This window comes from Cupriavidus cauae (assembly GCF_008632125.1).
In the GTDB taxonomy this organism is placed as follows: Bacteria; Pseudomonadota; Gammaproteobacteria; order Burkholderiales; family Burkholderiaceae; genus Cupriavidus; species Cupriavidus cauae.
Window position 1 is genome coordinate 62045 of record NZ_VWRN01000031.1, and the last position, 14696, is coordinate 76740.

10 protein-coding genes and 1 pseudogene are annotated in these 14696 nt (G+C 68.5%); 1 reads left to right on the forward strand and 10 read right to left on the reverse strand.

All coding sequences use genetic code 11. From position 1 onward, the window contains the following. Positions 1–55 precede the first annotated feature (55 nt). Positions 56–1201, reverse strand: a complete 1146-nt coding sequence (locus F1599_RS11255) for a TRAP transporter substrate-binding protein (RefSeq protein WP_149317448.1) — start codon at positions 1199–1201, stop codon at positions 56–58. A gap of 551 nt (positions 1202–1752) precedes the next feature. Here F1599_RS11255 and F1599_RS11260 point away from each other — a divergent pair. Next, entirely contained in the window at positions 1753–3540 is a 1788-nt protein-coding gene (locus F1599_RS11260; RefSeq protein WP_223819580.1) for a carbohydrate porin, read from the forward strand. Here F1599_RS11260 and F1599_RS11265 read toward each other — a convergent pair. From F1599_RS11265 to F1599_RS11305, 9 genes and pseudogenes are all read right to left on the reverse strand, one after another. Beyond that, entirely contained in the window at positions 3524–4393 is an 870-nt protein-coding gene (locus tag F1599_RS11265; RefSeq protein WP_223819581.1) for an MIP/aquaporin family protein, read from the reverse strand. The genes F1599_RS11260 and F1599_RS11265 overlap by 17 nt on opposite strands. Positions 4394–4728: 335 nt before the next feature. Further along, a complete protein-coding gene (locus F1599_RS11270; RefSeq protein ID WP_149317446.1) occupies positions 4729–5853 on the reverse strand; it encodes a WD40/YVTN/BNR-like repeat-containing protein in 1125 nt (374 codons plus the stop codon). 166 nt (positions 5854–6019) lie between these two features. Beyond that, entirely contained in the window at positions 6020–6289 is a 270-nt protein-coding gene (locus F1599_RS11275) for a MoaD/ThiS family protein (RefSeq protein ID WP_150083155.1), read from the reverse strand. A 493-nt stretch (positions 6290–6782) separates the two neighbouring features. Then, positions 6783–8180 carry a sigma-54-dependent transcriptional regulator gene (locus tag F1599_RS11280; protein ID WP_223129677.1) on the reverse strand — a complete coding sequence of 466 codons (1398 nt, stop codon included), beginning with the start codon at positions 8178–8180 and terminating at the stop codon, positions 6783–6785. After that, complete coding sequence (locus F1599_RS11285) at positions 8170–10176, reverse strand: sensor histidine kinase (RefSeq protein ID WP_190286342.1); 2007 nt, start codon at positions 10174–10176, stop codon at positions 8170–8172. Before F1599_RS11285 ends, F1599_RS11280 begins: the two co-directional genes overlap by 11 nt. A 283-nt stretch (positions 10177–10459) precedes the next feature. Then, positions 10460–12673, reverse strand: a complete 2214-nt coding sequence (locus tag F1599_RS11290; protein WP_223819582.1) for a DUF6351 family protein — start codon at positions 12671–12673, stop codon at positions 10460–10462. Positions 12674–12986: 313 nt separating this feature from the next. Next, the gene (locus F1599_RS11295; RefSeq protein WP_149317442.1) at positions 12987–13313 is read right to left on the reverse strand and encodes a helix-turn-helix domain-containing protein; all 327 of its coding nucleotides are present in this window, start codon (positions 13311–13313) and stop codon (positions 12987–12989) included. Continuing rightward, positions 13294–13551 (reverse strand): annotated as a pseudogene (locus F1599_RS26185) (type II toxin-antitoxin system RelE family toxin); the annotation flags it as partial. The gene F1599_RS11295 and the pseudogene F1599_RS26185, both read right to left, overlap by 20 nt. A 107-nt stretch (positions 13552–13658) precedes the next feature. Next, positions 13659–14486, reverse strand: coding sequence for a DUF2243 domain-containing protein (locus tag F1599_RS11305; RefSeq protein ID WP_150083159.1), 828 nt, complete (start codon positions 14484–14486; stop codon positions 13659–13661). Positions 14487–14696 lie beyond the last annotated feature (210 nt).

A 14696-nucleotide genomic window follows, 5' to 3' on the forward strand; every position in this document is an offset into this window, starting at 1 on the left:
ACCGAGCCTTGCAGGCGGCGTGAAGCCGCCCGCAAGGAAGACAGCGGAACGCCGATTACAGCTTGCGGGCGAAGCTGAACTGCGCGAAGCCCTGCTCGGCGACGTTGAACCACGCGGCCTGGTTGTTGCGGAACACGCGCCAGTCGTCGTAGATCTTCTTGAACGACGGGTTCTTGGCGTTCTCCTCGGCGTAGGCGTCCTGGGTCGCCTTGAAGCACGCCTCCATGATCTCGCGCGAGAACGGGCGCAGCTTGACGCCGTTCTCCAGCAGGCGCGCCAGCGCTTGCGGGTTGACGGTGTCGTACTTGGCCATCATCGTGGTGTGCGCTTCGAAGGTCGCGGTCTCCAGCGCGCGCTTGTACAGCGCCGGCAGCTTCTCGAATTCGCTGGCCGAGGCGTAGAACGACAGCTGCGCACTGCCTTCCCACCAGCCCGGGTAGTAGTAGAACGGCGCGACCTTGAAGAAGCCCAGCTTCTCGTCGTCATACGGGCCGACCCATTCGGCGGCATCGATGGTGCCCTTCTCCAGCGCCGGATAGATGTCGCCCCCGGCGATCTGCTGCGGCACCACGCCCAGGCGCGACAGCACCACGCCGGCGAAACCGGCGACGCGGTACTTCAGGCCCTGCAGGTCGGCGACGGTGCGGATCTCCTTGCGGAACCAGCCGCCCATCTGCGCGTTGGTGTTGCCGCCCAGGAAGTTGACGACGTTGTATTCCTTGAAGAACTCGCGCATCAGCTTCATGCCGTTGCCCTGCACCATCCACGCGGTCTGCTGGCGCGCGGTCAGGCCGAACGGGATGGTGGTGTCGAAGCACAGCGTCGGGTTCTTGCCGAAGTAGTAGTAGCCGGCGGTGTGGCCGATCTGCACGGTGTTGTTCTGCACGGCGTCCAGCACCTGCAGGCCCGGCACGATTTCGCCGGCGGCGAACACCTTGATGTTGAACTTGCCGTCGGTCAGTTCCTTGACCCGGTTGGACAGCGTCTCGGCGCCGCCGTAGATGGTGTCGAGCGATTTCGGAAAGCTCGACGCCAGGCGCCATTCGACGGCCGGATTGCTGCCGACCACGGCAGGCGCGGCGGGCGTTCCGGGCGCGCTGGCCGGGGCCGGGGCGGCGGCCTGCTCTTGCTTGCCGCAGGCGGCCAGGGCACCGGTGGCGGCCACGGCCGACGCTTTCAACAGAAAGGAACGACGTTCCATCGACTACTCTCCTCGTTTTCGAATTTTGATCCGGCCGAAGGCGAGAGAGTGCGTCGACTCCAGCGCTGGCCGGGGACGCGCGGCAAGCCGTGGTACGACAGCGCGCAACAACGGGCCTGTTACCGGCGCACCCGCCGACGTGGCAGCTTGCGCCGATAACAGGCCCGGATTCACCCCTTGGTTGCCCGCTCATACCCGTTCCAGCAGGCTGATCGATTATAGCGGTGCCCAATTCGCCACGGGGCCGCGCCAGTGTCCGGGTTTTCGCTAGGAAAGTGCGGTATGACGCGCCCTGGCGGGCCGCGATTCGCGGCTGATTCCCTGCCCCTCCACGACCGATCCGCGCCGGTCCGCCGTGTTTGCCTCCGTGGCCGACCGTACGCTTTCGTTACCTGGAGTGCACGGCCGATGGATTTTGTAACCTCTCTTGCTGTCCAATCAGGCCGGCTGATAAAACCGTCGGTCCGGCACGGCCGAAGCCCGTAGCCTGCCGTTGTACGTTGCCGCTGCACCTCACCGTTGCACTTTTGCCGCTGTCCTGTTGTCACCGCATGCCGTTGTCCGCGTCGTCTTCCTCTCGCCGTCGTTCGCTGAACCGGTCCACCCGCCGTTCGTCAGTCCGATCGCCCGTACTGCCGCGTCCGCGCTGGCTGTATCTGGCCGGCCTGGCGGCCTGGGGTATCGCCGCCTGCGCGCAGACGCCGCCGGCGCCGGAGCCGATCGCGCCGCCGGTGTTTGCGCCCACCGCCCCGGTGCCCGCGGTGGCGCAGCTGTCGAGCTGGCCATCGAATCCGGCGCAGCATCCAGCGCGGAACCAGACGCAGCACTCATCGCAGAATCAAACGCAGACCAAAACGGACAACCAGCCGGCCGCTGCGGCGCAGGCGGCAAGCCCCGCACCCGGGCAGCCGCCGGCTGAAGCGGACCCGCTGGCGGGCCTGCTTCAGCGGGAAGCGCAGGCGACCGCCCCGGCCGACGCCGCCACCGAAAAGCTGAACCTGCCGCCCGCCGATACCCCCGAACAGACCGCGCTGGCCGAGCTCGACCCCGGCGTGGTGGGCCCGCCGGAGCCACTGCCCCCCGCGCCGCCGCCGGTGGTGCTGTTTCCCAACCGGCTGGGCGAGTTCATGCCCGAGGCCATGGCTTCGGCGGGCGGCGATGCGACGCCGAGCGATGCGCCGCCGGTGTTCGCCTCCAACCTGCCGAGCACCGAGCCGGCCGAGGAGACCGTCTGGAGCCTGTCGTACAGCGGACGCGCGGCCTACGAGGACAACACCCATGCGATGCGGGCCTGCCCGGGCGGCAGCCTGTCGACTGGCATCGGCCTTGGCGTGGCCTGCCAGAGCAGCGGCGAGGTCAAGCTGCGCGAGCAGCTGTATACGCTGGACGGCGGCGCTGCGATCGAGGTGGTCGCGCAGGCGCGCGGCACCAACACCACCACCATCGACGGGCGCCCCGCCCCGGTCGATCCCTATCAGCTGATCCCGCAGTTCTATACCGCGGTCAAGGGCATCGCCGCGCTCGACGGCGCCACCATGTGGGCCGGGCGGCGCGATACCTCGCCGTTCCTGATGTCGTCGGGCCTGCTGCCGCCGACCTCCAGCGCGCTGCGTTTCGGCGTCGACGACGCCAAGCTCGCCGGTGTCGGCCTGAGCTACCAGTACACCGCCCGCAACGACACCAACGGGCAGCATCTGCCCAGCTATCACTCGGTGCGCACCTCACCGATCGGCGTGAACGACAAGGGCACGCTGCAGCTGGGCTTCACGCGCGTCGAGGCCGACGCGCTGGCCGACGCCGCCGGCAATGCCTGGTGGGCGTCGGCGATGCACGAGCAGAAAGGCGTGCTCGCCGGCACCAACCGCTTCGGCCTGCAATACGGCACTGGCAGCCGTACCGCGATGACCGGCTACTCGGGCATGGGCGACACGCTGTCGCGCGTGCGGGTCGCCGAATCGATGGAATGGAAGGGCCGCTCGGGCCTGATCGGCTCGGTCGAATCGAGCCTGCAATACGACCGCTCGGCGCTGGGCACGCTGCAATGGATGACCACGCGCGTGCGCCCGGCCTACGCGCCGACCGAGCGCTTCCGCCTGAGCTTCGAGGTCGCGCACGACCAGATCTCGTCGGGCTTCGGCGTCAGCGGCCAGCGCACCGCGCTGACGGTGGCGCCGACGCTGACGCTGGGCAAGGCCGCCGGCAACGCCAATCTGCGCGCCTTCTACACCTACAGCCGCGCCAACGACGTCGACGGCATCAGTTTCGCGGCGCCGGCCGACGCCTGGGCCTCGCAGGCCTCGGGGTCGATCTTCGGGATCCAGCTCAATCGGCGCTGGTAGGGGCGGCGCTGCTGGCGGGGCTGCCGATGCGGCCGTCGACGGCGCCGCTGACGGGGCGGCGGACGGGACCGCGGACCGGACTGATCTCCGCGCGATCAGCGGCACTCGCGGCGGCACTAGCGGCGGCGCAACCGGCCCCGGTTCGGGTCGCACTGCGGCGCGGTGCGGGCCGCAGCAGCCAATGGAACACCAGCGTCGCCGTCAGCGCACCGGCGCATTGCGCCAGCACGAAGCCCGGCACATCGATCGCGCGGATACCGGTGAAGGTCGCGGTCAGCGCGCACGCCAGCGTCAGCGCCGGATTGGCGAACGAGGTCGAGGCGGTGAACCAGTAGCCCGCGGCGATATAGCCGGCGACCGCGAACGGCAGCAGCGCGGGCCGGGCGTGGGCGGTGCCCATCGCCACGCCGATCAGGCCGAAGGTCGCCAGGAATTCGCTCCACCACAGCGGCGCGCCGGTGCGCGCCTGCTCCGACCAAGCCAGCAGCGGCTCGCCGAACATCAGATGGACCGCCACCACGCCGGCGATCGCCCCCACCAGCTGCACGGCGACATAGCGCAACGCCTCGCGCGCCGGCAGCATGCCGCGCAGCCAGGCCGACAGCGTGACCGCCGGATTCAGATGGCCGCCCGACATGCCGCCGAAGGCCAGCAGCAGCGCGGCCAGGCCCGCGCCGCTGGCCAGCGAATTGACCAGCAGCGCCAGCGCGACATTGCCCGCCGCGAGCCGCTCGGCGCGCAGCCCGGAGCCGATCACCACCGCGATCAGCAGCGCCGTGCCGATGCCCTCGGCGACCAGCCTGCGCGCCAGCGGGACGGTCGCCTCAACCGGTGCATCAACCCGTGCATCCACCGGTGCATCAACCCGTGCATCCACCGGTGCATCAACTGGTGCATTAACGGGTGCATTAACGGGTGCATCGGCCCGTGCATCGACGGAGGCGGCATCTGCCGCGGACATGGCGCAAGGACGGCGGGTGGACATCGAACGCGGAGCGAAGGTGGACACGGATCCGCGCGCGGCACGGTGCGGTCCTGCGCGGAGCGCGCAGTGTTCCGTCCGCCCCGCCCGCCGTCAATGCGCGCCGGCGCAGTTGTGTCCTGACCCGCGGTATCGAATGCGCGGCGCACCCTCCGTCCTGCGCGGTGCGCCGCGTGTGCGGCCTGCGTGTGCGCCGGGCGTGCGCGCTAGCCGAAGCGCACGCAATAGACCGGCGGCAGATGCGCCGACACGCACGCCCACCGTTCGCCGCCGTTCTCCGAGACCCACAGGCCGCCGGTGGTCGAGCCCATCGCCAGCCGATCGCCGCTGTCGTCGACCGCCAGGCCGTGGCGATAGATGAGGTCGTAGGCCGGCGGCGTCGGCAGGCCTTCGTCGAAGACCTCGAAGCTGCGGCCGCCGTCGCGCGTGCGGGACACCACCAGCCTGCCGTCGACCGGCACGCGGCATTCGTCCTTGGTCGCCGGCGCGAACCACGCGGTCTCGGGATCGCGCGGATGCACCGCGACGGCAAAGCCGAACTTCGACGGCCCGCCTTCGATGCGCCGCCAGCTGGCGCCGCCATCCTCGGAGCGGAAGATGCCGTCGTGATGCTGCACCCACAGCGCATCGGGCCGGGCCGGGCATTGCACCATGTAGTGCGGGTCCTGGATGTTGGGGTCCTCGCTGCGCTCGGGCGGCATATAGCCCGCCTTCATGCCGCGCGTGGTGGCCTCCCAACTGTCGCCCCCGTTGCGGGTCTGCCAGACCCCGCCGCACGAGATCGCGACCGACACATGGCGGCTGTCGCGCGGATCGACGCAGATCGAATGGATGCCGGGATAGTCGTAGCCGCCGCCGAACCATTCGGCGCGCTCGGGCCGGTCCCACAGCGGCCGGTTCAGCGCCCAGCTTGCGCCGCCATCGCCGGAGCGGAACAGGCCGCCCGGAATGGTGCCGGCCCAGAGCACGCCGGGCTCGTCGGCGCCGCCCGCCTCGAGCACCCACAACTGCTGCAGGGACCAGGGCGCGGGCTTGGGCGCGTCCGGGTCCGTGGGGGCGTTGGCGGCCGCGGCCTGCTCTTCCGGCTGCGGCGGATAGACCGGCACCGCGCAGGCGGTCCACTCGTTCTGGCCGCGCGCGCGGCGCCACAGCTTGACGCCGAAGTGGCCCAGATTCAATGCGGCATAGAGCGTGCCGTCACGCGGGTCGGACAGCACCATGCTGACCGGCTCGCCGAGAAAATGCACCTGGGTTTGCTGCCACCGTCCATCGGGCTGGCGTTCGATTTCGAACAGGCCCTTGCGCGTGGCCACGAGGAGTCGGTCGTTCATCGTTCAGGTCTCCTGGTATCGGCCGCCGGTCGCGTGGCCGTCGGCGCGTTGGCTGCCGGAGCTTGAAGCTCGCGGTGTGAAGCGTCGATGCGTGATGGATTGATGCGTGACGTGCCGATGCGCGAAATGTCGACTCGCCTCGGGCCTTGTGCCTGCGCCCCGGCTGCTATCCACCGGACAGCGCCTGCACCACGTACACCTTGCTGTCTCCGCGCAATGCATCGCTGAGCCGTTGCCGGTCGCGGATCATGGTGCCGTCGATGAAGACGGTCACATGGCGGCGCAACTGGTTCTGGTCGTCGAGGATGTAGCCGCGCAACTCGGGCTGCTCGGCGAACACCGCGTCGAGCGCGGCGCGCACCGAGGCGGCGGACAGGTGACGGTCCGGCGTGGGGACATGGCGCTGGATCGCCGGCGCGAAGGTGATATGGGCCATGGTGCAGCGATGATGGGAGCGCAAAAAAACGGTCACTACAGTGTAGGCGCTCGGCGCTGCGCGGGAAGGAAGAATGCTGCGAAATGCGGCCCGCTCGAATGTGGACAGCGCCGTCAGAACCGGCGTCTTTGCCGCTGTCGCGACAAAGACGCCGCCTGGCAGTCCTGTCTTTTTTTCACGTCGTGTTACCGCTGCGACGGCGCCGGCAGACAGCCAGGCCCGGCACCGAAGTGCGCATGGTTTTCAGCCTTCCATCCCCGCGACCCATGCGCGCACGCAGTCTAGCAAGACTCGGTCGAACTGGCGACAGGCGAGGCGGAAAGTGGATGTGCTCGATGTGGACATGCGCAATGTGGACAGGTCCGATGTGGACGAAGCCAATGTGGACGAAGCCAATGTGGACGAAGGCAATGTGGACGAAGGCAATGTGGACGAAGGCAAGGTGGACGGCCCCGCTGTGAACAGCATCGGCGCGTACCGGCGATGCGGCTTCTCAGTCGGTGCCCGCTGTCGAGCGGAATGCCTCAAGATTGACGCCGAGCCGCTTGATCTTGTCGTACAGCGTTTTCTTCGGCACGCGCAGCAGATCGCTCGCCGCCGACATGCGTCCCGACGCGGCACGCAGCGCTTCCTCGATCAGATGCCGTTCGAACACCGCGACCTGCTCGTCGAGCGAACGCGCCTCGCTGGCGCCGCCATTGCCGGTGCCGTTGCCGCTGCCATGATTGCCCGTGGCGAGCAGGCCCGTGTTGCCGCCCTGCAGTCCCAGCACGAAGCGGTCGGCGGCATTGCGCAGCTCGCGCACATTGCCCGGCCACGGATGCATCATCAGCTCGCGCATATGTTGCGGCGATACCTCCGGCACCGGCCGCTCGTAGCGCAGCGCGGCCTGCAGCAGGAAGTGCGAGAACAGCAGCGGAATGTCCTCGCGCCGCTCGCGCAGCGGCGGGATGTCGATCACCGCGACGTTGAGGCGATAGTACAGATCGGCGCGGAAGCGCTGCTCCGCCGACAGCGCCAGCAGATCGACCTTGGTGGCCGCGATCACGCGGCAATCCATCGGCAGCAGCGTGTTCGAGCCCAGCCGTTCGAACTGCCGCTCCTGCAGCGTGCGCAGCAGCTTGATCTGCAGCGACATCGGCATGGTCTCGATCTCGTCGAGAAACAGCGAGCCGCGCTGCGCGTATTCGATCTTGCCGACACGCCGCCGCGCGGCGCCGGTGAACGCGCCGGACTCGTGGCCGAACACTTCGCTCTCGAACAGGGACTCGGGCACGCCGCCGCAATTGAGCGCGGCGAAGTTGCCCTGCCGGCGCGGACCGTATTCATGCAGGCAGCGCGCCACCAGTTCCTTGCCGGTGCCGGTCTCGCCGAGGATCAGCACGTCGGCATCGGTGCAGGCCAGGTCGAGGATCAGCTTGCGCAGCCGTTCGACCGCCGCCGAGCGGCCGATCACCTTGGCCTCGATCGCCTGCGTGTCGGCCAGCTGCCGGCGCAGCGCCTCGACCTCGAGCGTCAGCGCGCGCTTTTCCATCGCGCGTTGCACCACCTCGGTCAGCTCGCCGGGCGAGTACGGCTTCTCGACGAAATCGTAGGCGCCGCGGCGCATCGCCTGCACTGCCATCGAGATATCGCCGTGGCCGGTGACCAGAATCACCGGCAGCGCGGCATCGATCTCCAGCGCCCTGTCGAGCAGCGCGAGGCCGTTGATGCCGGGCAGGCGCACATCGGTGACCAGCACGCCGGCAAAGCCGGGCGTGAGGCGATGCAGCACCTGTTCGGCCGAGCCGAACGCCTCCACCGACAGCCCGGCGATCTGCAGCGACTGCGTGCTGCCCAGCCGCACCGCGGCATCGTCTTCGACGTAGAGGACCGACAGGTCAGTTCGCATCGGCATGGGTCTCCTGTGCGGCGGGCAGCTGGATGATGAAGCGGGCGCCGGCGATGTCGTTGTGATCCGCCGCGTGGCCGGGCACGTTGCCGGACACGTCGGTGGACACGTGGCTGGATACCTCGAAGGCACGGCGATTCTCCGCGCGCAGCGTGCCGCCGAACTCGCGCACGATGCCGGCCGAGATGGCCAGCCCGAGGCCGAGCCCCACGCCTTGCTCCTTGGTGGTGAAGAACGGTTCGAACAGCCGCGGCATCACGTCGTCGTCGATGCCGCAGCCGCGGTCGGCCACCTCGATCGTGACCCACTGCGGGTCGGCGTGCGTGCGGATTTCCAGCACGCGCGCGGCCGGGTCCTCAGCGGCGTCCGCGTTGGCGTCCTTCATCGCATCGAGCGCGTTCGACAGCAGATTGACCAGCACCTGCTCGAGCCGATTGCCCTCGCACAGCGCCAGCGGCGACGGCTCGGGCACCGACACCACCAGCTCCGCGCCCTCGGCGCGAATGCGCGAATCGAGCAGGAACAGCGCGTCGGCGATCACCGTGCCGACCGGCGTGGGCACCGACTGCACCGGCGTCTTGCGCGCGAATTTCTTCAGCTGCGCGGTGATCTTGCCCATCCGCTCGACCATCTGGCAGATCACGTTCAGGTTGGTCTCGACCGCCTCGGTCTGGCCGCGGCGAAAAAACACGATGGTGTTGGCCGACAGCGTGCGCAGCGCCGCCAGCGGCTGGTTCAGCTCGTGCGTGATGCCGGTCGACATCTGCCCGAGCGCGGCCATCTTGCTGGCCTGCACCAGCTCGTCCATCGCCGCCTTCAGCACCTGCTCGGCGCGCTTGCGCTCGGCGATCTCCTTCTGCAGCTTCAGGTTCGAGCCGGACAGCGCCTGCGTGCGCATCGCGACCTTGCGTTCGAGCTCGTCGTGCGCGCGCTGCAGCGCCTCCTTGGCGGCACGGTTCTGCGCGGCCGCGCGGCGGCGCTGCAGCACGTAGAGGATCAGCAGCAGCAGAAAGCCCAGCGCGAAGGCGCCGATCACCGCGCTGTTGCGCGCCAGCGTGCGGATCGGCTCCATGTCCGACAGCACGATCAGCCGCCAGTCGGTATCGGGAATGCGGCGGCTCTGCGCGAGGAATTCGTCGCCGTCCGGCATCTGCACCACGCTGATGTCGGGAGCGAAGCGGCGCTGTTCGCGAAAGCCGATCGGCTCCAGCGAATCGACGGTCGAGTACTGCCGCGTCGAGGCGAGCTGCCAGCGCGTCTCGCTGGGCAGTTCGCGCAGCGACTTGAAGCGCCAGTCGGGCTGCGAGCTCAGGAACACGATGCCGTTGGCGTCGACCACCAGGATGCGGTCGTCGTTGGCGAGCCAGGGCTCGTCGATCTTGTCGAGATTGACCTTGACCGCGGCCACGCCGAGCAGCGCGCCCTCGCGCACGATCGGCTGCGAGAAGTAGTAGCCCGGCTCGCGGCTGACGGTGCCGATGCCATAGAAGCGGCCCGGCTTGCCCTGCATCGCGTCGCGGAAATACGGCCGGTACGAGAAGTTGATGCCGACGAAGCTGGCCGCCTCGTTCCAGTTGCTGGCGGCCAGCGTCAGGCCGTGGGCGTCCATCACGTAGATCGCGGTCGATTTGGCGGCGGCATTGACCTCGGCCAGGAAGCGGTTGGCCGCCATCGGCAGGCCCGGTGTATCGGGTTCGCGCAGCAGGCGCTGCACGTCGTGATTCAGCGCGACCACCGCGGGCAGATATTCGTAGCGGCGCATCTCGCTGCGCAGTCCGCCGATATAGGCCTCGATGCGGTGCGCGGTGCCATCGCGCTGCGCGCGGATGCCGACGCGCTCGCCCCACAGATAGGCGATCGTGACACCGGCCGCCATCACCGCGCAGACGGCGGCGATCGTGGCCGCGCGGCGTGCCCGTCCGCGCGGCCATGCCGAAGGCGGCATCGCTTGTGCGGTGGCCGGCGGCGCAGCGGAAGTCGCGGAGGGGTCGGTCATATCGTGCGCGAGAATCGGCACCGGCGGCGGTGCCAATGGAGGGGCGCCAACAGCGCGGCGCCGACGACCGGCCATTAGGCAAAGCCGCGGCTTGACGCGTCAATCGGCGTAAACACCGGCCCGGCGAAATGCCGGCACCGGCGTGCAAGGCAGGCGTGCAGGACAGGCGTGAACGGAAGGCCAAGGCCCGAAGGCAAAGGCCCGCAGCCGGTCTCTCCGTCCGCGGGCCGATGCGCGCATCGTTGGCCGATGCATCGTCATCGATGCATCGGCGCGAGCGCCATCAGGGCTGCGTTACATCGAACAGCAGATTGACCGGCGACGGACCGAACGACAGCCACGTCCCCTTCAACGGCTGCTGCTCGACGCCCGGCCGCGACCAGTCGCAGACCCCGGTCGTGAAGATCGATTGCAGCCGCGCCAGTTGCGCCGGCGTCATCATCACCTTGTAGTCCGCGGGATCGACCGGCTTGAGCTGGCACTTGACGATATCGTCGGCCAGCGGGCCGCCGGCGACCATGCGCGGCGTGGTGCCGGCCGGATACAAGGTATTGCACTGGCCCGGGCCGTGCGCGGTCTGCGGCTCGATGATCTTGTTGCCGCCCGCGTCCCAGCACGCATCGACCAGGTCGGCCGGCTTGTTGCGCACCACCTTCTCGGCCTTGCTGCCCGGGCCGGTGTCGCGCAGCATCGCCGTCAGCCAGCGGTCCATCTGGTCGAAGTTGTCGTCACGGATGGTGCCCGGTCCGACGATGACCTGGTTGTCCGCATGCCCGTTGGCCGCGATCAGCCGCGCGCGCACCGAGTAGCTGTGGATCTTGTTGTGGATGTCGCCGTTGACGCGGTCGTCGTAGTAGTCGCGCTGATCGATGATCGGCGTGGTCGCCAGGCCTCCGCCGGTCGACGTGATGCGGCCCGACTGGTAGGCGCGTGCGATCGCGTCGAGGTCACCGGCCGTGCGCTGCGCGATCTTCTTGAAGTCGACGTCGACGCCGCCGATCTTCTCGTTCAGGTCGATGAACTGGTCCGGCGTGATCATGCCGTCGTTCAGCGCCTTCAGGCCGTACTGCACGCCGACATTGTCGATCGGCCGCTTGGCGAAGCCGCGCGCGTCCTTGCCGTAGACGTTGACCGTGTGGTCGTAGACGGTGGCGCGCACCCCGGTCGGGTTGTTGACCGGATGGTATTTCTGGTCGGCCGGGAAGCCTGCCGGGAACGACACCACCGGATCGAGACGGCCCGCGCTGCTGCTCATCGCGGCGATGTTGCCCGGCTTCAGGTAGCCGGAGATCGCCGAGCGCTGGGCGTCGCTGTATTGCCCTGGCGCGGTCTGCGTGAAGTACAGGTGCAGCAGCCGCGAATCGTGCAGCTTGAAGATCGTCGACGAGGTCACGTCCGGGAACACCGAGGTCACGATGATGCCGTCGAACAGGCCCGGATAGTTGTCGCCGGTCTGGTGGCTCTGGTAGGCGCCGCCCGAGCCGCCGGTGCCGATCGTGAAGAACGGCGTGCCGTAGTTTTCGATCAGCCGTTCCTTGACCATCGCGATGGTCTCGGACGACAGCAGGTCGTTGCAGTTGTTGCCGAAGGTATTGAGCGAGGCGCTGGCCACCGCGTAGCCCTTGCGCAGGTAGTTGTGGTTCAGCACCGCGACCGGCGTGCCCTGCATGTACCAGCCGCCCTGGCAGCCGCCGCCGAGCGGATAGATGACCTTGCGGTTCCAGCCGGACGGTGGCGCCAGCGGCGTCGGTTCGGCGTCCTTCAACGGGTCGTGCAGGATCGCGGTCTGGTAGATCGCGCGATTGATCGTGCCGGTCTCGACGCGGACGATGTAGGGCACGGTCGCGCCGGCGTTGTTGGTGGTGCTGGCCACATCCGCCGGATAGGCGGCGACCGGCGTCGGCAACGGCTTGAAGCTGTTGGCGGTCGAGCGGTAGACGTAGTGCACGCGGCGTTCGACCGAGCAGTTCTCGTCGAGCGGCGCGCCGAGCTTGCTGCCGTCCGGCAGCGTGAAGTTCTGCGTCGCGCAGATGTAGGGATGCTCGTGCGGGCCGGAGAAGACCGGGCCGGTGATCGGATAGTTGGTCAGCGTCACCGTGGTGCGCGCGGGGCCGTGCTTGACCTCGAGCGTGTTCTCGCCGAGCTTGAGCCCGCTGACGATGCCGAGCGCCTCACGGTCGGCGGTCGGCGTGAAGGCGTCGCTGACATCGACGCCGTTGAGGCTGACCTTGAATTTCTTGCCCGGTGCGCGCTCGCTGGCGCTCAGGCGGATCAGCGCATCGCCGCCCGTCACGCGTTCGGGCGCGGAGGACAGCACGGTCGCCTCGACCGTCGCCCGATGTCCCAGGCCCAGGCCGGGCGCGTTCTCGGCGCTCTGCGGCTGCAGGTTGCCGCCACCCCCATCGTCACCGCCGCCGCATCCGGCGACCAGCAATGCCGCCACCATCGCGCCAGTCCCCAAGGACGGCCGCTTCCACCGAGCTGCTGTTTGCCGCATCGTTGTCTCCTGTTTGGCCGGCCTCGCCGGCATTGCCTTTTCCACGCTCCGCACGGGAGCGGTCAGCGCGTCTGCCGTCTGTCGCGGCAGCTTGCGAGGCGCCAGCGTTGCAATGGGCGTGCCACTGCACGCCTCGGTCGGTGGCGGAGACTAAGCCTCTGAAACACAAGCGCTTTTGCGCGGGGGCAATGTCTGCATCGGGGCAGACATGGATGGGAATCCGCACAGCCGCGAGCGGGCGGCGTGCGGAAAGTCGCGTCGGTGGGGTTGTTGCGGTGCGGTTCGAAGGAGGTCCGGCACGGGTGTGCAGCGATCAAAAGTCGAGTTGTTGTGGCTGAATGCCCAGCGCCACGGCAATCTTTTCTCGCGTCGATTTGCGTAGACGCTCGCTGCGCTCCTGCTGCGCGTAGGCCGACTGGGAGATGCCGATACGCGCCGCGACGTCGGCCTGGGTCAGTCCGAGATGTTCGCGCCAGGCTCGCGCGGGCGTTGCGCCCTCGACCGTGCGCTGAATCACGGCATGCGGAATCAGACTCCGTTCCTCGGCGTGGCGAGCGATGTAGTCCTGATAGGGGATGACGACAAAGGCCGGCTTGCCATCGGGGTTCAGCAGGACCTGGATGCTGGTAGGTGCGTTCATCGCGCTTCCTCACTTCTTGAATCTCGACGATCCTGATGCGGCCATCCCAATCGAACAGCACGCGATGGTTGCCCACGCGCAATCGGTAGCCGTAGGTATGGTTGTTCAGGGCTTTGACGTTCTGGCATTGGGGCATCGCATGCAGTGCGCCGACCGCTTCCACAATGGCCCGTTGCTGGAGCTTGTCCATTTTGCGCAGCTGTTTGGCCGCCTTGCAGGTCCAGTTGATCGCGTTCATCCACGCGATTGTTCCGATCCTGCATTATAAGTCGATTATAAGTTTTAAGCGACTATAGCTTCTGAACTGTCGACGTCGATGAGACCGTGTGCGGACACGCGATCGCGCTAACGAACCCACGCGGAACACCCCGCCGGCGCCATCGTCCCGCTGACGTACATGGCGCCATGCCGGTACAGACGCAGGCGGTCCACCGCTTCGGCGCCGGTCAGCACCCACACGCCGCCGCGCGCGTCGGTCCACAGGATGCGGGCATCGGTGCCCTCGAGCGCGGCGAACAATTGCGATGGGGCAGCGCCGGGACGCAGCACCACGGTGGTGCTGTCGTTGGGCGCGGCGCGTACCGGGAACAGGTTCAGCGCGGCGCCGAGCAGCGCGCCGCCGACCAGGATGGCGGCGACCCAGCTGGCCGCGATGCCTGGGCCGCGCGGGCCGGCGCCGGGGCTCGCCGCGGTCCCCGTCCGTCGCATGCGGATGCCGACCAGCACCGGGATCACGCCGAACAGGAACAGCCAGATCAGATCCCACAGCAGCGGAGTGGGCGAGTCCATGCGGATGCGGTGGATGCCGGTGATCCAGTGCGACAGCACCGCGTCGACGACGTGCCAGACGCCGAAGCCGATCCAGAAGTCCGCCAGCAGGCGGCGAGGCGCATGGGGAATCGCGAAGGCCTCGCGCGTTCGATACAGCAGCCACAGCCCGATCGCGGCGATCACGTACATCAGCGCGTGGAACAGCCCGTCGGCCATCACCTGCACGCGCAGGTCGCCGAGCGCGCCGCGTTCGATCCCGGACAGCAGGTGGTGCCACTGCAGGACCTGATGCAGCAGGATGCCGTCGAAGAAGCCGCTCATCGCGAAGCCCAGCGCATAGCCAGCCCATGCGAAGGCGCGGGGGTGGACGGTATCGGCGGAGACGACGTGGGCGGTCGGCATGGCAACGCTCCTTCGAATCGAGTCGGACGCGGTGGCGGCTCAAAGCCAAGCGGGCCGCACCGACGTCAGCCGATGGGGCCCGCTTGAAGCGACTTGTCGTCGCGGATGGACAGCGGCGTTCAGCGGGTGCCGCTCGTACCCGTGGCGGATCCGCTCGAGGTGCCCGACGAGCTGCCGCTCGTGCTGGTTCCCGTGCCGGTGCCCGTCCGT